Here is a 21219-nt window from a genome sequence, read left to right as displayed (position 1 = left end):
TGATCTACCATTGCTCAGTCGGCGAACAGCGTTTGTGCGCCGACTTTCTCAATGGCTTCAAGGAGGCGCATGCGGCAGTGACCCCGGACAGACTGTGGAACAAGAACTTCATCCTCGTTTTCAGCATCAGTCTTATGGGCTCATTGCCTTTCTACATGCTGCTGACCTCCATGGCGGCATACGCCGTGATCTCGTTTGGTGCGGGACAGGCGGCAGCCGGCTTCGCCTCGAGCTCTTTTGTTCTGGGCGCCCTGGCGGCGCGTGTGCCCTCTGGCAAATACTTGGACTTCATAGGCCGCAAGCGGGCAATTCTTCTGTCCTCGATTGCTCACGTCGTGCTGTCTCTGCTGTACATTCCGACCGGCACGCTGGACCTGTTCATTGCGGTGCGCTTCCTGCACGGCTTTGCGTTCGGGGTCAACAACACGGCAACGTCTGCTGCCGTGCAGACTGTCATCCCACCGCATCGCAGGGCGGAGGGAACGGGCTATTTCGGTATGGCCACCTCTTTGGCAATGGCCAGCGGCCCGTTCCTCGCGGTGACGGTGTCCGCGTCACACGGCTACCAGCCGCTGTTCTACATCTGCGCGACGATCTCCGTTGCTGCGTCGCTCCTGTCGCTGCTGTTGACCCTGCCGGAAAACCCGCCGAGCCCTGAACAGCGGGCCGATAAATGGCGGCTGACACCCAGTTCTTTCCTCGAGCTCAACACCCTGAAGTCCGCTGCTGTCATGTTTGCCGCCGGCCTCGTGTATTCGGTCATCATGGCCTTCTTGGGCTCCTATGCGGAGGCTGTTGGAGCTCCCGAGGCGGCGGGCTGGTTCTTTGTTGCGCTCGCTGCCGCTATGCTCATCTGCCGCTCCTTTGTGGGGCGCCTGCAGGACAAGTACGGGGACGGCTGGGTGATCTACCCCGTCATCGTCATCTACGCGGTGGCGCTGGCTGTTCTCACGTTTGCGCACGGTGCACCGGCGATCATCGTTGCGGGTGTACTCGTGGGAGCCGGTTTCGGTTCGCTCCTTCCGGCAGTGCAGGCGGCGTGTGCAGCTGACGCTCCGCCTGCTCGCTACGGGGTTGTCATGTCGACGTTCTTCATCATGCTGGATGCGGGAACGGCAATCGGCCCGGTGGTCCTGGGCTCTTTGGAGCCCGTGGTGGGTCAGCGGGGCATGTTCGGCGTTTCGGTGTTCATCGTGCTGGCCGGATTGGTGGTCTACTGGGCCAGCAGGCGTTCAGTCGCTCAGGAGCGCTGACGCCGAGCCCATGAGCCAGCACCCGGTTCGCGCATGCGGCGAACCGGGCTGCTGTAGCCGGTGCCCGGCTGGCTGGTGCTTTCGTTCGCACCGGAGGAGTGGCGCAGCGCCATGACGGCGGCGAATGCCGCCGAGCGTGCCAGGCGCTGCTCCTTCGGGGTTCCGGTCTTCGGCTTTTCTCTCACAGCGGGATGTTTCCGTGTTTGCGGGCGGGTGCCTGCACGTGCTTGTTGCGCAGGGCGCGCAGGCCTCGGACAATCCGTTCGCGGGTTTCAGACGGTGCGATGACCGCGTCGATGTAGCCCTCTTCCGCAGCCAGGTAGGGGTTGAGCAGAGCGTCTTCGTATTCCTGGACGAGTTCGGTTCGTTTGGCTTCGACGTCTTCGCCAGCGGCTTCCGCTTCTTTCAGCGTGCGGCGATACACGATGTTCGCAGCACCCTGCGCGCCCATGACGGCAATCTGTGCCGACGGCCAGGCCAGGTTGAGGTCAGCGCCGAGCTGCTTGGAGCCCATGACGCAGTAAGCGCCGCCGTAGGCCTTGCGGGTGATGAGCGTCAGGCACGGCACGGTCGCTTCACCGTAGGCGTAGATGAGCTTTGCGCCGCGGCGGATGATGCCGTTGTACTCCTGGTCGGTGCCGGGCAGGAAGCCGGGAACGTCGACGAAGGTCAGAATCGGAATGTTGAACGCGTCGAGGAAGCGCACAAAGCGGGCCGCCTTTTCTGATGCGTCAATGTCGAGCGTGCCGGCCATCTGCATGGGCTGGTTGGCAATGATGCCGACCGTTTCGCCCTCCACGCGGCCGAAGCCGGTGACGACGTTCGGGGCGAAGAGTTCGCTGGTTTCGAGGAACTCGCCGTCGTCGAGCACGGTCGTGACGACATCGAGGATGTCGTAGGGCTGCGATGCGGAGTCCGGCACGAGCGTGTTGAGCGCGTTGTCGGCTTCCGTCAGTTCGAGGTCCGCAGGAGCCGGCACCGTCGGAACGGGATCCATATTGTTCGACGGCAGGAAGGACAGGAGGTCGCGCACATAGTTCAGTGCGTCTTCTTCGTCCTGCGCCAGGTACTGCGCGTTGCCGGACACCGAGTTGTGGGTGTACCCGCCGCCCAGTTCTTCGTGGCCGACGTTTTCACCCGTGACGGTCTTGATGACGTCAGGGCCGGTGATGTACATGTGCGAGGTGCCGTCGACCATGATCGTGAAGTCGGTCAGAGCGGGGGAGTAGACGGCACCGCCTGCCGAGGGGCCCATGATGAGGCTGATCTGCGGGATCACACCGGAGGACTTGACGTTCCAGTGGAAGATTTCGGCGAACAGGGCGATCGATCCGACACCCTCCTGGATGCGGGCACCGCCGGAGTCGTTGATGCCGATGATGGGGCAGCCGATCTTCAGTGCGAGTTTCTGCACCTTGACGATCTTGCGGCCGTTGGCTTCGGCAAGCGACCCGCCGAGCACAGTGAAGTCGTGGGCGAAGACCGCAACAGTGCGGCCGTCGATTGTGCCCAGACCGCAGACCACGCCGTCGCCGTCGGGACGCTTCTTCTCCATGCCGAACTGGTGGCTGTGGTGGCGGACGAACTCGTCGATCTCCTGGAAAGAGCCGGGGTCGAGGAGTTCCGCAATGCGTTCGCGGGCCGTCTGCTTGCCGCGGTTGTGCTGGCGTTCAGCAGCCTGGGGATCGGGAGTGTGCGCGTTACGGCGGCGCTCAATGAAAGCGGCCAACCGCTGCGCTGTCGTCTGCGGTGCGGTAGAAGGACTCATGCCACTAGACTAGCGGTGATTCTCACACGGTGGGCCGGTGTTGTGTCCGGTCGATAAAACAGCCTACAGTGATGTAGTGCATGATCGCGTTTCTCCTTTCGACCTCAGCCGCTTCAGCGAAGCCTGGAGCCTGGAAAGCCGGTTGCCTCAGCCGGACATCGAGTGGACGGAGAAAACCGGCTCGACCAACGACGACCTCGTTGCAGCCGTAGAAAGCGGAAGCGCGGCACCCTTCAGCATTATCGGCACGGATCATCAGCAGGCCGGCCGCGGGCGCCTGGCGCGCACGTGGACGACACCTCCGAACACGTGCCTGACCTTTTCCATTGCCGTTCCAGTGCCGTCGACAGTCGCCGCGGACGACCTCGGCTGGATTCCGCTCATCACGGGCCGCGCTGTTGTTGACGCTCTGCGCGCCGAGGAGGTTCCGGCCGAACTCAAGTGGCCCAACGACGTCCTCATCCGCGACCGCAAGCTCGTCGGCATCCTCACTCGGATTGTCATCGGAGCTGACGGCGAAAAGACAGTCGTCATCGGCACCGGCATCAATGTGCACCTCGCACAGGACGACCTTCCGGTTGAGACCGCCACGTCGCTGCTCGTTGAGGGCTTCGAGTTCAGCCGCGAAGCGCTCCTGGCCGCTGTTGTCAGCCGACTGCGCGAGGCCCTGGCCTCGGCGTTCAGCCGTCCGGCGGTTGGAACAGCAGAATTCTGTGCCGACATGGCTGACTCCATGGCCACCATTGGCCGCGACGTTCGGGTTGAACTGCCCGGCCAAGAACCACTCACCGCGCGGGCAGTGGGGCTTGATGCACACGGCGGACTCGTCATTGAAACCGCTGAGGGCCTGCAGACCGTCACCGCCGGGGATGTCATACACGCGAGGCTGCTGTGACCGAACCTGATCCGCGCACTCGAGCTCTGCCGCAGATCAACGAGCACACCGTTTTCTCACGGCCGGACGCACCGTGGAACCGCGACGCTACGGCAACAACCGAAATCCAGCGGATTGCCGAAACCTCTGAAGAGTTCAGTTCGAGCTTCCAGGAAGAGCGCGCACGCGCCAACGCGCGGTCTTCCGATGACTCCAGCCTCTCTGAACTGCGCGACCGCCTGGAGTTTTCGCAAGGACTGGCGGACGACCCCAACCCGCCGACAGAAGCGGTACCGGACCTTTTGGACAACCCGGAGCTCATCGAGCAGCGCATACAGCGCCTGCGCGCGGCGGCGTCGCTGCTGGAAGAACAGCTGCTGGGCGGCAAGCGAGTCCTGACCAGACGCGAAGTAGCCCAGCTGGCAGGTGTTTCCACTGTGTCTGCCAAGAAGTTCTGGCGAGCGCTCGGCCTGCCAATTGCAGAAGAGGGCACACCCGCCTTCACGATTCGCGATGTCAATGCACTGGCCGAAATGGCTGATCTTGTGGCGCGCAACATGGTGGACGAAGAGACCGCGGTGGCGCTCGCTCGCGCCATCGGCCAGACCACCGACCGTCTGGTGGTGTGGCAGATGGAGACGGTTGTCGAATACTTAGCTGAATCACGCCAGCTGGATGAGCGTCAGGCGCGTGCGGTTGCACTGAGCCTGTTTGAGCAGATCCTGCCGTCGCTGGAAAAGGTCATGCTGTACGCCTGGAAGCACAACATGGCCAACGTGTTCGGCCGACTCAACGTCAATCTGGGCGACGACGCCGGTCCCGGCGGCAAGAACGCCGGCCAGCCCGGTTTCTATGATTCAGCCATGCCGCTTGCCCGCGGAATCGGCTTTGTCGACCTCGTGTCCTTTACCCGACTGTCGCAGCAGATGGAGCCCAGGCAGCTTGCCAGCCTGGTCAAGCGCTTCCAAGCCCTGTGCTACAACATCGTGACCGCCGGCGGCGGCCGCGTCATCAAAACCGTCGGCGACGAAGTGTTCTTCGCCGCCGAAACTCCGCGTTCGGGTGCCGAGATCTCAGTGCGGCTCATGGAGCGCATCACCGAAGATCCTGACCTGCCGAAAGCCCGCGTGGGCTTTTCGTGGGGCAAGGTCCTGTCCCGCCTGGGCGACATCTTCGGTTCGACCGTCAACCTGGCAGCCCGCCTGACTTCAATCGGCGAACCCGGCACGGTCACCACCGACTGGGAAACCTCGTCCGTCATTGCGCAGACGGAGGCCTATGAGTTCTCCAACCGCCGCACCGTCAGCCTGCAGGGACTGGGAGATATTACGATCGTCGACATGCACCGCGGTCAGGCACCGCGCATGGTCGTCGACGTCGAACCCTGAGATCGAGCTCTGACTGTCGGCTGAGCGTGCCCTGTCAGAGCAGCGCGTGTCAGAACAGCTGTTCGTCGTCGTGGGACACGATGACGCCGCTGTCGTCATCCTTGTCCCGGCCGATCTGCGCGTAGCGATCGTCGTCGCTGAAATCAGGTGCGCCTGCAGAGCCCTTGGCTGTGCTTTTAGCTCCGCTCTTCGCGGCTGCTCCACCACCGGCGGGTGCGGTTCCCTCTGCCGAGGTGCCGCCTGCTGCCTCTGGATCTGCGGCAATGCCGGTGCGCGGCAGGGTGCCGATCGCATCGATTCGACCCTCAACGGGAGCACCCGAACCGTCGCGACGCGACAGTTCGTCCGGCAGTGCGCGCGCACCGCCGGTCTTGGCGGCCGCCTGCGGGTTGGGTCCGGCAAAGGCTGTTACGAGCTCGGTTTCGTCCTTGAGGAAGCGGTGGCTGCGCATACCCGCGGTGGCACGTCCCTTGGCGGGGAAATCCGACAGCAGAGAAACCTTGACGGATTCGGTTTCCTCGCCGTTGAAGTTCACGCCCTTGGCAATCGTCACAACCCGGTTTTCCACGGTCGGATCGACAACGCTGAAGCTGATGACCTCGATGTCCTTCGGCAGGCGAATGCCGGCAACACCGCCGGCACCGGGCCCCTGTGCGCGAACACCGTCGAGGGTGAAGGTGAGCAGATTGCCCGCCTGGGTGATGAACACAGCCGCACCCTCATCGAGGTTGGGCAGCTGGCCAGCCCCCACCACGGTGTCTTTGCCCTTGAGGGAAATGATGTCCCACACGTCGCGGTTATTGGGGATTTCACCTGCGGCAACGCGTTTGACCACGCCCAAGCGGGTGCCGAGCACCACCTCGGCAGTGGGGTCGATAAGGGTGATGACCTGTTCGCCGCGTTCGAGTTCGATGAAGTCGGTGATCTTCACCCCGCCCGACAGCACGGGGCGGGTGGCCTGGTCCGGCAGGGACGGCAGGTTGATGATGTCGATCTTGTGCACCCGCCCCTTGTTCGTCAGAGCGCCCAGGGAACCGCGGGTGCTCGAGGGGATCTGCGCGATGAGAGCGTCGTTGGCAGCCCTGCGGCCGGTGGCTGAGAGTTCGCCGGCGGTTGCCGTCCGGGCGATCTTCCCGGTGGTGGACATGAGCACCCAGCAGGGTTCGTCGGCCACCTGCAGGTTCTTGCCCTTCTTGCGGCCGGCGGCCTTGATCTCCTTGAGGCTGCCCTCAACGAGCACCGTGCGGCGGCTGGTGTCGAGAGCCTCCGCTGTCTCTTCGAGCTCATCGGACACGAGGGTCTTCAGACGGTGTTCATCGCCGAGGATGTCGCGCAGGTCTTCAATCGTGGCCTGCAGTTCGTCGCGCTCAGCTTCAAGCTCAATGCGGGAGAACTTCGTCAGGCGGCGCAGCTGCAGGTCAAGGATGTAGGTCGCCTGGATCTCGGAGAGGTCGAAGACGTCCATCAGCCGGGTGCGCGCCTGTGCGGCATCGTCAGAGGAGCGGATCAGCTGGACGACCTCGTCGATGTCGAGAATCGCAATGAGCAGACCCTCCACCAGGTGCAGACGGTCGAGTGCTTTCTGCAGGCGGAATTCGCTGCGGCGGCGGATGACGTCGATCCGGTGGGCAATGAACACCTCGAGCAGGGCCTTCAGTCCCAGGGTGCGGGGACGGCCGTCCACCAGGCAGACGTTGTTGATGCCGAAGGAGTCTTCCATCGGGGTCACGCGGTACAGCTCTTCGAGAACAGCTTCCGGGTTGAAGCCGGACTTGATGCCGATGACCAGGCGCAGGCCGTGCTTGCGGTCAGAGTAGTCATCAACCGAGCTGATGCCCTGCAGCTTTTTGGCCTGGACGTTGTCTTTGATCTTCTCGATGACCTTTTCGGGGCCGACGAGGTAGGGAAGTTCGGTTACGGTGATGCCGCGGCGGCGCGGCGTGATGTTCTCAAACTTCACGGTTGCGCGGGTGCGGAAGGTGCCGCGGCCGGTTTCGTAGGCATCCCGCACGCCGGACAGGCCGATGATTCGACCGCCGGTCGGCAGGTCTGGGCCCGGGACGAAGCGCATGAGCTCATCCAGGGATGCGTCGGGGTTGAAGATCAGGTGGCGGGCCGCGGCGATGACTTCGCCGGGATTGTGCGGGGCCATGTTGGTGGCCATGCCGACCGCGATGCCGGACGCGCCGTTGACCAGCAGGTTCGGCAGTGCACTGGGCAGAGCTTCGGGTTGAGTGAGCGAACCGTCGTAGTTTGGCACAGTGTTGACGGTGTCTTCGTCCAGGTTGCGCAGCATATGCATGGCCGCCTGGTCCAGCCTGGCCTCCGTGTAGCGGGGAGCCGCGGGGCCGTCGTCAAGCGAACCGAAGTTGCCGTGGCCGTCGACAAGCGGGACGCGCATGACGAAGGACTGAGCCATGCGCACCAGCGCGTCGTAGATGGCGATGTCGGAGTGCGGGTGCAGCTTGCCCATGACATCGCCGACAATGCGCGAGGACTTGACGTAGGGGCGGTCGGGGCGCAGCCCCATTTCCGACATTTGGTAGAGAATGCGGCGCTGGACGGGTTTGAGGCCGTCGCGAGCATCCGGCAGCGCGCGGGAGTAGATGACCGAGTACGCGTATTCGAGGAACGACGTCTCCATTTCCTGGGTGACATCGATATCGACGATCTGACCGTCGGTCACGCGGCTTCCTCCTTGTGCAGCGGCTGTGCCATCAGGAGGTCAGTGTAGCGCTCAGCAGGGCAGAAACCGCTGATTTCACGGTCGCCGCGTCGGCTGAGCGCGCTTAAGCGTCAGTCAGTCGGCGGCTCACATCCTGCGGCGCAGAGTATCCATGCGGTCCGCATCAGCCGCCAGCTGAATGCGGGCCGACAGGAGGTAGCTCTTGTCGGTGGTGATCATGATCGGGCGGATTTCGATGCTGCGGATGACGGGGAACTCGTCAACCAGCGCGGCCAGACGCAGCAGGATCTCCTCGGCCGGTTCGACATTGGCCACCGGCAGGCCCTTGTACCCGAACAGACGAGGTGAGGCTCCCGGAGTGCGGACCATGTTGCGGGCATCGAGGTCGGTCAGGGGAGCGACCCGGTGGGCAACATCGTCCAGGAGCTCGGTGGAGTCACCGGCAAGGGAGAACGACACCATGGGTCCCAGCAGCGGGTCCTCACCGGCGCGGATGACGCACCCGACACCCGCCGGTGCCATCGCCTGCACGTCGATGCGGCGGTCATCATCGTCATCGAGCGACTGCGCGATGACTTCGGCGATGCCGTTCCAGTCGCCCACGAGCTCCGCCTCGTTCTGAATGGCAAGGCGCACCCCGCCGAACTCAAAGCGGTGACGCAGCTTCCTGTGGACAGCCTTCAGCGCTACCGGATAGCCGATCTTCGCGGCGGCCTCCTTGGCATCTTCGACAGTGGACGTGGAGATATAGGGCAGCACGTCGATGCCGTAGGCGCCCAGAAGAGCGTGCGCGGCCTCATCAGTCATGGTCACCCTGGGCGAATCGGCTTCCGCCAGGCTGCTTTCGATGATCCGGCGGGCTTCGCGAACCTTCAGGTCCGTGAAGATCGGGTAGTGGCCGTGATCGGACTTCTTGTACACCGCGTACTCGGTTGCCCGTGCAAGCGCCCACACGGCAGCTTCGGGGCCGCCGTAGGACGGGACGACGTGCTTCGTGCGCTCGCCGTCGGCAGACCGGGTGTAGGACGTGAGCATTTCGTCCTTGCCGTACACACCGAGGAAGCACGCGACCGTGGTCTTGCCCGACTGGGCTGCTGCATCCGCAATGGCCTGCGCCATCTGGGATGACGAAACACTGGGGGAGGGCGTGATGATGACGACGACCGAATGCACGTGCGGGTTGGCGTACACCTGCCGCAGCTGAGCTTCGAAGTCATCGACCGTGGCCTCCGGGTGCATGGACACCGGAGCGGTGCCGAGCTTCAGCCCTTCCGCACGCACACACTGTTCGACAAGCGTCGACAGGGCCGCGGAGTTGCCGACGATGCCCACGCGCTTGCCGCCGGGCAGCGGCTGAGTGTCGAACACCTGCGCAATGTCATACATCTGACTGACCGAACGGGCGCGGATAACACCGGCCTGCGCAAGAACCTGATCCATTGCGCTGGCTGACAGGGAGGACACGCGCACCGCGTGGCCCGGCGGGAGCTCACCGCCGGTGAGGTCGGACTTGATGACAATGACGGGCTTATTGCGCGTGACCCGGCGGGCAATGCGCGAAAACTTCCGCGGATTGCCGATCGATTCGAGGTACAGGCACACGACGTTTGTGGCGGGATCTTCTTCCCAGTACTGCATCATGTCGTTGCCCGACAGGTCGGCGCGGTTTCCGGCGGACACAAAAGTCGAAATGCCGATGCCGCGCTCGCGGGCGGCCGCCAGCATTGCCGTGCCCAGGGCGCCCGACTGGCTGAACACTCCCACGTGGCCGGGATCGGGAAGGAACGGCGACAGTGAAGCGTTGAGGTCAACTTCGGGGTCCGAGTTGAGAACACCGAAGGAGTTCGGGCCGATCAGGCGCATGCCCCACGTGCGGGCGGTGGTGAGCACCTGCTCCTGCAGTCGCGCGCCCTCTTCGGAAGTCTCCGCAAAACCAGACGAAATCACGACGACGCCCTTGACGCCTCGTTCCGCGCAGTCGCGGACAACCTGGGGCACAGCGGCAGCCGGCACCGCGATGACGGCGACGTCGATGTCGCCCTCGATCTCATCCAAGCTCGACACGGTGGGCAGGCCCGCAACCTCGGTGGCCTCCGGATGGACGATGTTGAGCCGACCCCGGAAACCTCCGGCGGTCAGATTGCGCAGCAGAAGATTGCCGATCGAAGCACGGCTGCGCGACGCCCCGAACACCACAACCGACTCCGGGTGCAGAATGCCGCGCACCGACAGGGCCTCAGCGCGATGCTCACGCGATGCCAGCACCTGCCGGGACTTCTCCGTGGGGTCGATGTCGAAAGCAACAGCCACAACGCCGTCATCGAATTCGCGGGTGACCTCGTAGCCGGCGGCGGCGAAGACCTGCAGCATGGGACGGTTCTGCGGCAGAACCTCGGCCACAAAACGGTCAATGCCCATTTCGCGGGCAGCCGCAGCCAGGTGCTCAAGAAGAATTGAGCCGATGCCGCGGCCCTGGTGAGCGTCCGCAATATTGAACGCCACCTCGGCAGAGTTCTCATCCAGCCGGTCGTAGCGGCCTATTCCGATGATTTCGTCGCGGATCGTCATGACAAAGGCAACGCGGTCGCGGTAGTCGACGTTGACGAACCGCTCGAGGTCCTTTTCCGGGATCTGCTTGATCGGGGCGAAGAACCGCATGTAGATGGATTCGGCGGACTGCTTCGAGTGCATAGCCTGCACACCGTCGGCATCACTTTGAAGAATGGGGCGCAGACGCGCCGTCGCACCATCGCGGAGGACAACGTCGGCTTCCCAAGACTGTGGATAGGCGCTCATACCACCCAGCTTATGCGCCGCGGAGGCTCCCGCCTAGCCCTACGCGCGGGCGGCAGTAGACAATGGTGCAATGGACCTCCCACAGCGACTCATCGCCGACATCCAGGACGCCGGCTACTACCCGCAGATCGCAGCGACTGCAATAGCGGAAGCCCTGCTGGACGAACCCGTGCTCGACCACCTGGTCTACACCGACACGCACATGGACCTCGACACCATCCACCGGCTGGTGAGCGTCTTCGTGCTCACCCCCACCCGACTGCTGCTTGCGCGCGTTGACGACGAGCCACACCCCGAACCGGGGTGGAGCGAACCGCGCGCCCTGTGCAGCACAGAAGAAGTGGAACTCGACAAGCTCGCGGCCCCGGCGATCTTCGCCACCTACGCTGACCCCGCTCACTACCGTCCCGGCGTGGGCCCGGTCGAAGTGCAGCTCGTCATGTCGTGGGGTGCGCGCAGCCGCCTGGAAGTGTTCCCCGAAAACTGCGGCAACCCCGACTGCGACGTCGACCACGGCTTCAGCGGCGGCACGTTCAGCGAAGACGTCGCCCTGCGCGTATCCGCCCAGGCCGAAGGCCAGCAGGCCGTCGATGCGACCGTCAGCTTCGCGAACACACTGCGCCGGGTCATCCACGCCGCACGCACCCAGCGTCGATAAACCCAACATCCCGCCTAGGCCGCACGGCAGTGCGGAACCGGGCCTCCGCCTCGTCAGAGAAATCCCGTACGCAACGTCAGAAAGCCCAGCGTGACACACCAGTTTCAGCCGCCGGACTACGCGAACAGCCCGCTGCTGTCGGACATCGTTCCGGCAGCGGCCGCCGCACTCGATGCCCAGAGTGTGCTGTCAGCCGATCAGCGACTGCGCACCGAGCGGATTCTCAGCGGCAGTGCGGCCGAAGCTCGCGTTGTGGTTGTCGTGCTCATCGACGGTATGGGGCTTGAGCTGCTGCGCGCCCGGAAGGCCTACACGCCGTTTCTGCGTTCAGTCGGCCAGCACCTGCGGGCCGGCAGCGCGGGCTTTCCGTCGACCACCGCGAACTCGCTGTCCTCGCTCGGTACGGGAATGCTGCCCGGTGGGCACGGAATCATGGGCTACAAACTCCTCGACCCCGAAAGCGGCGAGGTGTTCAACCAGCTGACGGGTTCGAGCGAAGTCGACCCCAGCCGGTGGGTGCCCGACACCACGCTGTTCGAGCGGCTGACATCTTCAGGTCTTGACGTCGTGCAGCTGGGCGAGCCGAAGTTCAGCCGCGGCGGACTCAACGCGGCAACCCTGCGCGGGGGTCGCTTCCGGGGCTCTGACTCCTGGGAGCAGCGGGTGCGCCACGCACACGAAGAAATGCGCGCTCCCGGCCGCCGGCTCGTCTACTTCTACTGGGGCAAACTCGACAAAACCGGACACCAGGCCGGCTGGAACTCCGACCAGTGGATCGAACAGCTCGAACAGGTCGACCAGATGCTCAGCAGCCTCGCGGCAGCACTCGGGCCGGACATGACGATGATCATCACCGCCGATCACGGCATGGTCGATGTCGCCCACGACAACCGCATTGACCTGGCCGAACACCCCGAGCTCGCTGCGGGACTGACAGCTGTCGGGGGAGAGCCGCGGGCAGCGCACCTCTACACCCGCGACGGCGCTCGCGACGACACAGCGGAAGCCCTCCGCACACAGCTGGCCGGTCGGGGACGCGTCATGACCCGTGACGAAGCCATTCGCGAAGGCTGGTTCGGGGAAGTCGCCGATGCCTTCCGCGCTCGCATCGGCGACCTCGTGGTGGTGTGTGACGAAACAACCGCCATTGTCGATTCGCGCAATGATTCGCCCTCGGCTCTGAGCCTGCTGGGCCACCACGGGGGAGTGAGCTCAGCCGAGCTCACCATCCCGCTGCTCGTTCTGCACGGCTGAGTCTGATTCTGGGGCGGGTGCCGGGTTGCCGAAATCTGACGATGTGTCTGTCAGGACCTCGCGCCTGTGCGACTTTCCGCGGTACAGCCAGGATCGGTAGGCGAAGTACCGCATGATGTTGCCCAGCAGCAGGCCGATGACATTGCCGGATATGTTGTCGGCCAGCAGCGATGTGAAGCCCAGAACATCGTGGGAGGCCCAGAGGGTGAGAAGCGCGATGCCCATTCCCGCGGCATTGATGGCAAAGAACAGGATGCCCTCAAAAGCGGGCCGGTAGCGCGACTCCTGGTCGGCAAAGGTCCAGCGCCGCGACCCGATCCATGAAACAGCTGTTGCACACAGAACCGCCACGGTCTTCGACCACACGGGGTGGCCCTGCAGGACAGTCAGCATAAGCAGGTTGAAAACGCTGACGTCGACGAAGAATGCGACAGTCCCGACCACTGTGAAGCGGCCGATTTTGACGAGTTCGCGTCTCTTCTTGCCCACGCGCCCACTATAGGCAGGCTGCGCCCACCGCGGGTTGGTCGACACTGGGCGCGAGTCACTCAGGGCTTGGTCAGGTGGCGGGCGCTAGAGTGAGGGCGTGTCTTTTCCACGTATTGGTGTAATCGGCGGCGGTCAGCTGGCGCGCATGATGGCGCCTGCGGCCGAAGCGCTCGGTGTTGCTTTTCATGTTCTGTCGGAGGCAGAAGGGTCTTCTGCCGCGCAGGTTTCCTCTCAGGTAACCGTCGGGGACTACAAGGACTTCGACACGCTGCGCGCGTTTGCCGAAACGGTCGACGTCATCACCTTCGACCACGAGCACGTGCCGACTGAGCACCTTGAAGCTCTGGTTGAGGCCGGTCACAGCGTCCACCCCGGCCCTCACGCGCTCGTCTACGCGCAGGACAAACTCAAGATGCGGGCCAAAATGGATGAACTCGGCCTGCCCAACCCCACGTGGCGCGAAGTAGCAGACACTGATTCCCTGCAGGCCTTCGGCGATGAGATCGGCTGGCCGATCATCGTGAAAACACCCCGCGGCGGCTATGACGGCCACGGGGTCAAGCTCATCAACAGCGCCGACGAAGCCGCTGACTGGTTTGGCAAGGGCCCGCTGCTGGCCGAAGAGGCCGTTGACTTCACCCGCGAACTGTCCGTCATGGTCGGCCGTTCGCCCATGGGCCAGACCGCCGTGTGGCCGGTTGTGGCAACCCTGCAGGAAGGCGGCATCTGCACTGAGGCCGTCGCACCCGCTCCCGACCTCGATCCCGCGAAGGCCCAAGCAATCACCGCTGATGTGCTCACGGTCGCCGAATCGCTCGGTGTGACCGGTGTGATGGCCATGGAGATGTTCGAAACCGCTGACGGCTACATGGTCAACGAACTGGCCATGCGGCCCCACAACACGGGCCACTGGACGCAGGACGGTTCGATCACCAGCCAGTTCGAGCAGCACCTGCGGGCCATTCTCGACCTTCCGCTGGGTGACCCGGCCCCGAAGGCTCTCGTGACGGTCATGGCGAATGTCCTCGGTGCCGACCGCGAAGACCTCTACCGGGCCTATCTGCACGTTTTGGCGCACGACCCGCAGGTCAAGGTCCACATGTACGGCAAGGGAGTACGTCCCGGTCGTAAGCTCGGACACGTCAACATCAGCGGTGACAACGTCGAATCGGTTCTGGCACGCGCCCGCCACGCGGCGCACTTCATTGCCGGAACTGACACCAACCCGCACCCTGACCTGCCCTGAGGGAGGACGCAGACATGAGCACCAAGCCGAAAGTCGGCATCGTCATGGGGTCCGACTCGGACTGGCCCACCATGAGCGCCGCCGCGGATGTCCTGGAAGAGCTGGGCATCGAGTTTACGGCGGAAGTCGTTTCCGCCCACCGCATGCCCCACGACATGATCGAATGGGGTGCCCGTGCTGACGAGGCGGGGTATTCCGTCATCATCGCCGGTGCCGGAGGTGCCGCCCACCTTCCCGGGATGATCGCCTCGGTCACGTCCCTGCCGGTGATCGGCGTTCCGGTGCCGCTGAAGCACCTCGACGGCATGGACTCACTCCTGTCGATCGTCCAGATGCCCGCCGGTGTGCCGGTGGCGACAGTGTCGATCGGCGGAGCGAAGAACGCGGGCCTGCTGGCCGCCAGGATCATCGGCGCCGGACGGGACGACGAGTCGGCGGCTCTGCGCAGTCGCCTTGACGACTACCGCCTCGAACTGGGGCGTGCCGCTGAAGAGAAGGGCCGAGCGCTCAAGCGCCGGCTCGAAGAGCACAGCTGAAAGGGAAACCAATGTTCGATGTCTACAAGCTGGCCGAAGAGCACGAAGAGATCCGCGCCGCGGTGCGCTCGATCGTCGAAGACAAAATCATCCCCGCCGCAGCCGAAGTCGACGCTGAGGCGCGCTACCCGCAGGAAGCACACGACGCTCTCGTGGCCACCGACTTCTTCGCCCCGCACGTGGCCGAAGAATACGGCGGTGTGGGTGCAGACGCCCTGGCAACCTGCATTGTGATCGAAGAGGTGGCCCGCGGCTGCATGTCGTCGTCCCTCATCCCTGCTGTCAACAAGCTCGGCTCCATGCCGGTCATCCTCGGCGGCGGCGAAGAGATCAAGCAGAAGTATCTGTCGCAGCTGGCGCAGGGCCGCGGATTCTCCTACGGCCTGTCCGAACGCGAAGCAGGCTCCGATACCGCCAGCATGAAGACCCGCGCTAAGCGCGACGGCGACGACTGGGTGCTCAACGGCGTCAAGACCTGGATCACCAATGCAGGTGTTTCTGACTTCTACACCGTTATGGCCGTCACCGATCCCGAAGGCCCCCGCGGCCGCAACATCACCGCATTCGTGGTGGAAAAAGACGACGAGGGCTTCACCTTCGGCGAAAAAGAGCGCAAGCTCGGCATCAAGGGCAGCCCCACCCGCGAACTGTTCTTCGAAGACTGCCGCATCCCCGGCGACCGCATCATCGGCAATGAAGGCGAAGGCCTCAAGATCGCCCTGCGCACCCTCGACCACACCCGTGTGACGATTGCCGCGCAGGCCGTCGGTGTTGCCCAGGGCGCGCTCGACTACGCGATTGACTACATCAAGGACCGCAAGCAGTTCGGCAAGTCGGTGTCTGACTTCCAGGCTGTGCAGTTTATGGTCGCGGACATGGGCATGAAGCTTGAAGCCGCCCGCCAGCTGACCTACGCGGCAGCCGCGAAGTCGGAGCGCGATGACGACGACCTCGGCTTCTTCGGCGCAGCCGCCAAGGCCTTCGCTTCCGATGTCGCCATGGAGATCACCACCGATGCGGTACAGCTGCTCGGCGGTGCCGGCTACGTTGTCGACCACCCGGTTGAGCGCATGATGCGCGATGCGAAGATCACCCAGATCTACGAAGGCACCAACCAGATTCAGCGTCTGGTCATGGGACGTAAGCTGCTCGGCTGAAAGACGACACCCGCATGAGCCAGCGCAGGCAGCTGCAGTACGCAGACCCCATCCGCAACCCCAAGCGAAGCCCGCAGTATGTCCGGGATCGTCGCGGGTGGTGGCTGCTGCTGTGCTCTGCGCTCATGCCGGGTTCCGTGCAGAGTGTGCTCGGCGCCCCGCGGAAGTTCACCCGGACGGCGCTGGGCATCACACTCGGCACGTGGGTGCTGGCGCTGGCGACCGTCATCATTGCGCTTATCAAACGCAGCTTCCTGTTGACCGTCGGCACCGATCCCTTTCTGTTGATCGTCGTTCTGCTCGTGGTGCTTGCTGCCGGCATCAACTGGGTTGTGTGTCTGCTGGACACCATGCGGCGCGTGAAGGTCGTCAGCCTCAGCAAGAAGACCCGGCCGAAGTTCTTGGCGGTCGGTCTGGCTGCCGCCCTCATCGTGGGCCTGGGCACCGCGTGGGGCGGCGTGACGGTCAACGCGCAGCGTTCGCTCATGTCTCAGCTGTTCGCTTCCGGCAAGCTCAAGAAGCCGGTCGAGGGCCGGTACAACGTGGCTCTGCTCGGCTCTGACGCGGGCAAGGGCCGCGAGGGCATCCGCCCCGACAGCCTCACGGTTGTGTCGATGGACGCCAAAACCGGAAAATCGGTTGTCATCGGTGTTCCCCGCAACACCCAGAACGTGCCGTTCTCCAAGTCTTCGCCCATGCACAAGCACTTCCCGCAGGGCTACAACTGCGGCAATGAGTGCCTCATCAACGCCGTCTATCAGGAAGCGGAAAAACACGCCGACGAATACGAGGGCGATGTTCCCGCTGGAGTGCAGGGCACGGTTGAAGCCCTCGAAGGCGTGACTGGCCTCGACATCCAGTTCTACGCGATGATCGACCTCAAGGGCTTCGAACAGCTCATTGACGCCATGGGCGGCATTCGGCTGAATTCGGAAGTGCGCGTGCCCATCTCGAGGCCCATCAACCCGGCCACCGGCAAGCACTATCCGCCGAAGGAATGGATTGAACCGGGCCAGAACATCAAAATGGATGGTCGCACAGCCCTGTGGTACGGCCGTTCCCGCGAATTCTCCTCTGACTACGAGCGCATGGTCCGCCAGCGCTGCGTGCAGGAAGCCATGCTGCGGCAGATGGACCCGGCGACTCTCATGACGCGCTTTACGAAGCTCGCCGCGGCCGCACCGGATGTCATTTCGACCGATGTTCCGCAGCGGCAGGCCGATGACTTCATCAACCTGGGCATGAAGGCGAAATCGCAGAAGATACTGTCGGTTGAGCTCACCCCGCCGCAGGTCACACCTTCCCACCCGGACTTCACAGTGACCAAGAAGCTGGTCCAAGAGGGAATCGAGAAGTCCAAACAAGAGGACAAGCAGGCTTCAGCGGGGCTGTTCGCGCCGGCCCCGGCACACGCGGCCGAAAAGAAGCCCAAGGCCAGCTCCATCTGCTCGGTTCCCAAGTGATTTCGGCGAATGTAACCCTCTCTTCACCTTGACGTCGCCTTATGCGGCCACAGCGTTCACAGTGGACTCCTACGGTAGCCGGACGCTAAGGTTGCAAGGAGACGATGTTGAAGCTACAAGGCTCGCCGGCCAACTACGCCTGGGGTTCGACCACCGCCATTCCCGCCCTTCTCGAACAGGCTCCCACTGGTGAACCCATTGCCGAAATGTGGTTCGGTGCTCACGAAGCCAGGCCCTCGAAGGTCGTCTGGTCCGCCCCCGCATCGGAACAGGCATACGGGATTGCAGTTCTTCCGCGCACCCTGTCTGACGTTGTCGCCGAAAGCCCCGCCGCTGTTCTTGGCGAAGAAACGGTTGAAACCTTCGGCCCGCGTCTGCCTTTCCTTCTGAAGCTTCTCGCAGCGGACAAAGCGCTGTCCATTCAGGTGCACCCGGACCTCGAACAGGCCCGCGAAGGCTTTGCCCGCGAAAACGCCGCCGGCATTCCCATCGATGCACCGCACCGCAACTACCGCGACGCGTGGCACAAACCCGAACTCATCTACGCACTGTCGCCGTTTGATGCACTCACCGGCTTCCGGGAACCGCACGCCATTGCGGCCACCGTCGATCGTCTGCTGGCTGCCGAGGTGCCGGGCACTCACGCGGCACTGCTCACGTGGCGTGAGGTCCTGGCGGGGGACAACCCGCTGCAGGACTCCATGAACCTCCTGCTGGATACTCCCAACTTCGGTGCGGTTGCCGACCGTCTGGCCGCCGCTGATATCCCTGAGGCCGCACCAGACTGCGATTCGCGCATCGGATGCGATATCGATCCGATCCACATCCTGCGGATGACCAACGGCGACTTCCCGAGCGACGCGGGCGCTCTCGTTGCGCTCATGCTCAATATGGTCCGCATGCTCCCGGGCCAGGCTCTTGCCATGAAGGCCGGCATTCCGCACGCCTACCTGCGCGGTCTGGGTGTGGAGATCATGGCCTCGTCTGACAACGTCGTTCGCGGTGGCCTGACCAGTAAGCACATCGATATTCCTGAACTGCAGCGCCTGGTGCGCTTCGAAGTGCAGAAGCCCCACATCCAGCATCCTGATGACAGTGGCCTGCTCGACACCGGATGCCGCGACTTCGGAATGCAGGTCATCAGCTGTGCAGACAACCTCCAGCCCGGCGAGGACGCTCCCACGATCGCCCTGTGCACCTCGGGTGAGTTCCAGGTGAGCACCGACCACGGCACACAGCAGCTGAAGCCGGGTGACGCCTACTTCATCGGCGCTGACGAAGCCCCTCCCACGTTCAACGGCCAGGGAGCGCTGTTCGTCGGCGGCCTGGGACGCTGACACACCGGCTGGCTGCTTCAGCCAGCAGGCGCAGACACTGAGAGGGGCGGCCAGAAGGCCGCCCCTCTCACTGTTCTCCAAACGCCCAACAGCCGCAGAAACACCCATCAGCAGCACGGCTGACGGGTGTTTCTGTGTATGACAGGTGGCCCGGCAGGATCAGACGTCGGCAACCTGCATTTCGGGAACATCGCCGTCGACGATCAGCTTCGCCTGCGTCTTGTCGACGATCTCCTCGACCGTGACACCGGGTGCGCGTTCAATGAGCTTGAAGCCCTCCGGGGTGACGTCGATGACTGCGAGGTCGGTGATGATGCGCTGCACAACACCCTTGCCGGTCAGCGGAAGTTCGCACTTCTCAAGAAGCTTGGGCGAACCGTCGCGGGCCACGTGGTCCATGATGACGAAAACGGATTTCGCGCCGTGCACCAAGTCCATGGCTCCGCCCATGCCCTTGACCATTTTTCCGGGGATCATCCAGTTGGCGATGTCGCCCTTCTCATCGACCTGCATGGCGCCGAGAATGGCCGCATCGATCTTGCCGCCGCGGATCATGCCGAAGCTCTGCGCAGAGTCGAAATACGCTGCACCCGGGCGCATGGTGACGGTTTCCTTGCCGGCGTTGATGAGGTCCGGATCGACGGTTTCGCGAGTGGGGTAGGGGCCCACGCCAAGCAGACCGTTTTCAGACTGGAGCACCAGCTGGACGTCGTCGGAAACATAGTTCGGGACGAGGGTGGGCATGCCGATGCCGAGGTTGACGTAGCTGCCGTCTTCGAGTTCCTGCGCGGCGCGGGCAGCCATCTGGTTGCGTGAAAGTGCCATGTCAGTCCTCCTGCACCGTGAGCTTTTCGATGGGCTTGTCAGCAGCTTCTTCTGGGCTGAGCTTCACAACCCGGTGCACGTACACACCGGGCACGTGAACATCCGCCGGGTCGATTTCGCCCGGTTCGACCAGCTCTTCGACTTCTGCGATCGTGATGCGCCCGGCCTGCGCGGCCGGCGGATTGAAGTTCTGTGCTGACTTGTTGAACACGAGGTTGCCGTGGCGGTCGGCCTTGGCCGCGCGGACCAGTGCGAAATCGCACGGCAGGGATTCTTCCAGCACGTAGGTCTGCTCTTCGCCGAAGGTGTCGAACTGGCGTTCTTCCTTGGCGGGGGAGGACTCGACCACGTTGCCATCGGCATCATAGCGCCACGGCATGCCGCCTTCGGCCACCTGGGTGCCGGCACCTGTAATGGTGTAGAACGCCGGAATCCCAGCACCGGCAGCGCGCAGCTTTTCTGCCAGAGTGCCCTGCGGGGTCAGTTCCACGGTGAGCTCTCCGGACAGGTACTGGCGGGCGAACTCTTTGTTTTCCCCGACGTAAGAGGCGATCATGCGGCTGACCTGCTTGCTTTCGAGCAGAAGGCCAAGGCCCCGGCCATCAGTTCCCGCGTTGTTGGAAACGCAGGTGAGATTCTTTGCACCCTGATCACGCAGAGCGCGGATGAGGTATTCGGGAATTCCGACGACCCCAAAGCCGCCTACGGCAATGCGGGCGCCGTCAAAAATGTCTGCAACCGCTTCAGCGGGCGATGAAACTTCTTTGTCCATGGTGCGAACTTATCACGCGACCCCATTGGCTTTGCAGGGTTTTCAGCCCAAGGTGAGAATCCCGCCCAGCAGAGCCCGCAGAGCGCTGGTGAGCTCCGCCTCGTCAGTGGGGAAGGCGGGCAGCACAGCGTCCGGTCCCGGCTCTTCGGGAATCGGGACACTCAGCGTCCGGCCCTTCACGTCCAGCCGCAGCTGCTGGGTGCTGGCAAGCGGAACCACATCCGGCCGGGAGCGGACCTCGGTGATGAAGTCGAGGAAATCCTCAGGGACATCGGTGCTCAGTGCCAGCGGTTCGGTCGCGTATACGAAGACCTCATCGGCGTCGAAAGCCGCTTCCGCCTGCTCCATGCCTGCGGGAACAAGAGCCACGTGAGCGCCATCGGGAGCGGCCGAATCGGCCTCGAGTACAGAAACCGGCAGACCGAGGCCCGCCGCGGCGAGCATGCCGGCGGCCGCCCGCCAGTGCAGGTGGCCGTCGGTGATGACGGCTAGTCCCGAGGCCCCGTAGTCCTCCCACAGAGCGGTGGACTTGTAGATCCAGTTGGCGAAGACGGCGCCTGTGAGCTCGAGGTCTCCGGCCGGCCCAGACCAGCGCAGTGCGGGTTCGGAACGGGCGGCAAGTTGGGTGATGAACGATGCGAACACGGTTCTCCTTCTCCGGAAACTGACAGGGCGCGGCAGGAAAGCAGTGGGCGAAGCGGTTTCGGCGGTGAAGCC

At 63.8% G+C, this 21219-nt stretch carries 18 protein-coding genes; 10 read left to right on the top strand and 8 right to left on the bottom strand.

The window, feature by feature from the left end; translation table 11 throughout:
- The first annotated feature begins 77 nt into the window (after nt 1-77).
- Nucleotides 78-1253 carry an MFS transporter gene (locus tag HMPREF3092_RS09090; protein WP_176745715.1) on the top strand — a complete coding sequence of 392 codons (1176 nt, stop codon included), beginning with the start codon at nt 78-80 and terminating at the stop codon, nt 1251-1253.
- Here the strand turns inward: HMPREF3092_RS09090 and HMPREF3092_RS09085 are convergent.
- The gene (locus HMPREF3092_RS09085; RefSeq protein ID WP_019175657.1) at nt 1241-1438 is read right to left on the bottom strand and encodes a hypothetical protein; all 198 of its coding nucleotides are present in this window, start codon (nt 1436-1438) and stop codon (nt 1241-1243) included. The genes HMPREF3092_RS09090 and HMPREF3092_RS09085 overlap by 13 nt on opposite strands.
- Nucleotides 1435-3021, bottom strand: coding sequence for an acyl-CoA carboxylase subunit beta (locus HMPREF3092_RS09080; RefSeq protein WP_070424663.1), 1587 nt, complete (start codon nt 3019-3021; stop codon nt 1435-1437). The genes HMPREF3092_RS09085 and HMPREF3092_RS09080 overlap by 4 nt, the downstream gene beginning before the upstream one ends.
- 76 nt (nt 3022-3097) lie before the next feature.
- Here HMPREF3092_RS09080 and HMPREF3092_RS09075 point away from each other — a divergent pair, with 76 nt between their 5' ends.
- Complete coding sequence (locus tag HMPREF3092_RS09075; protein WP_019175655.1) at nt 3098-3916, top strand: biotin--[acetyl-CoA-carboxylase] ligase; 819 nt, start codon at nt 3098-3100, stop codon at nt 3914-3916.
- The gene (locus tag HMPREF3092_RS09070; RefSeq protein ID WP_070424662.1) at nt 3913-5283 is read left to right on the top strand and encodes an adenylate/guanylate cyclase domain-containing protein; all 1371 of its coding nucleotides are present in this window, start codon (nt 3913-3915) and stop codon (nt 5281-5283) included. The genes HMPREF3092_RS09075 and HMPREF3092_RS09070 overlap by 4 nt, the downstream gene beginning before the upstream one ends.
- A 49-nt stretch (nt 5284-5332) precedes the next feature.
- Here HMPREF3092_RS09070 and HMPREF3092_RS09065 read toward each other — a convergent pair whose 3' ends face one another.
- Complete coding sequence (locus tag HMPREF3092_RS09065; RefSeq protein WP_231864044.1) at nt 5333-7927, bottom strand: DNA gyrase/topoisomerase IV subunit A; 2595 nt, start codon at nt 7925-7927, stop codon at nt 5333-5335.
- Between the two features lie 168 nt (nt 7928-8095).
- Nucleotides 8096-10765 carry a bifunctional acetate--CoA ligase family protein/GNAT family N-acetyltransferase gene (locus HMPREF3092_RS09060; RefSeq protein ID WP_061943959.1) on the bottom strand — a complete coding sequence of 890 codons (2670 nt, stop codon included), beginning with the start codon at nt 10763-10765 and terminating at the stop codon, nt 8096-8098.
- Between the two features lie 70 nt (nt 10766-10835).
- Here HMPREF3092_RS09060 and HMPREF3092_RS09055 point away from each other — a divergent pair, with 70 nt between their 5' ends.
- Both HMPREF3092_RS09055 and HMPREF3092_RS09050 read left to right on the top strand, forming a co-directional pair.
- Nucleotides 10836-11423, top strand: coding sequence for a DUF5998 family protein (locus tag HMPREF3092_RS09055; protein WP_019175651.1), 588 nt, complete (start codon nt 10836-10838; stop codon nt 11421-11423).
- Nucleotides 11424-11513: 90 nt separating this feature from the next.
- Nucleotides 11514-12677 carry an alkaline phosphatase family protein gene (locus HMPREF3092_RS09050; RefSeq protein ID WP_070424661.1) on the top strand — a complete coding sequence of 388 codons (1164 nt, stop codon included), beginning with the start codon at nt 11514-11516 and terminating at the stop codon, nt 12675-12677.
- Here the strand turns inward: HMPREF3092_RS09050 and HMPREF3092_RS09045 are convergent.
- The gene (locus HMPREF3092_RS09045; protein ID WP_070424660.1) at nt 12636-13166 is read right to left on the bottom strand and encodes a GtrA family protein; all 531 of its coding nucleotides are present in this window, start codon (nt 13164-13166) and stop codon (nt 12636-12638) included. The genes HMPREF3092_RS09050 and HMPREF3092_RS09045 overlap by 42 nt on opposite strands.
- 97 nt (nt 13167-13263) lie before the next feature.
- On the opposite strand from HMPREF3092_RS09045, the gene HMPREF3092_RS09040 reads away from it, so the two are divergent.
- From HMPREF3092_RS09040 to manA, 5 genes are all read left to right on the top strand, one after another.
- Nucleotides 13264-14412, top strand: a complete 1149-nt coding sequence (locus HMPREF3092_RS09040; RefSeq protein WP_061943974.1) for a 5-(carboxyamino)imidazole ribonucleotide synthase — start codon at nt 13264-13266, stop codon at nt 14410-14412.
- Between the two features lie 14 nt (nt 14413-14426).
- Nucleotides 14427-14948, top strand: a complete 522-nt coding sequence (gene purE / locus HMPREF3092_RS09035; RefSeq protein WP_061943977.1) for a 5-(carboxyamino)imidazole ribonucleotide mutase — start codon at nt 14427-14429, stop codon at nt 14946-14948.
- An 11-nt stretch (nt 14949-14959) separates the two neighbouring features.
- Nucleotides 14960-16105 carry an acyl-CoA dehydrogenase family protein gene (locus HMPREF3092_RS09030; protein WP_070424659.1) on the top strand — a complete coding sequence of 382 codons (1146 nt, stop codon included), beginning with the start codon at nt 14960-14962 and terminating at the stop codon, nt 16103-16105.
- Nucleotides 16106-16119: 14 nt separating this feature from the next.
- The gene (locus HMPREF3092_RS09025; protein WP_070424658.1) at nt 16120-17568 is read left to right on the top strand and encodes an LCP family protein; all 1449 of its coding nucleotides are present in this window, start codon (nt 16120-16122) and stop codon (nt 17566-17568) included.
- A 104-nt stretch (nt 17569-17672) separates the two neighbouring features.
- Entirely contained in the window at nt 17673-18905 is a 1233-nt protein-coding gene (manA, locus tag HMPREF3092_RS09020; RefSeq protein ID WP_019175644.1) for a mannose-6-phosphate isomerase, class I, read from the top strand.
- A gap of 159 nt (nt 18906-19064) precedes the next feature.
- On the opposite strand, the gene HMPREF3092_RS09015 is transcribed toward manA, so the two are convergent.
- From HMPREF3092_RS09015 to HMPREF3092_RS09005, 3 genes are read right to left on the bottom strand one after another with little or no spacing between them, the layout of a single operon-like run.
- A complete protein-coding gene (locus HMPREF3092_RS09015; protein WP_019175643.1) occupies nt 19065-19730 on the bottom strand; it encodes a CoA transferase subunit B in 666 nt (221 codons plus the stop codon).
- Between the two features lies 1 nt (nt 19731).
- Entirely contained in the window at nt 19732-20502 is a 771-nt protein-coding gene (locus HMPREF3092_RS09010) for a CoA transferase subunit A (protein WP_019175642.1), read from the bottom strand.
- 42 nt (nt 20503-20544) lie between these two features.
- A complete protein-coding gene (locus HMPREF3092_RS09005) occupies nt 20545-21147 on the bottom strand; it encodes a hypothetical protein (RefSeq protein ID WP_019175641.1) in 603 nt (200 codons plus the stop codon).
- Nucleotides 21148-21219 lie beyond the last annotated feature (72 nt).

This window comes from Brevibacterium sp. HMSC24B04, from assembly GCF_001806835.1.
GTDB classification, from domain to species: Bacteria; Actinomycetota; Actinomycetes; order Actinomycetales; family Brevibacteriaceae; genus Brevibacterium; species Brevibacterium ravenspurgense.
The sequence above is the reverse complement of the archived record's forward strand: the minus strand, read 5'-3'. Positions and strand labels throughout refer to the sequence as shown.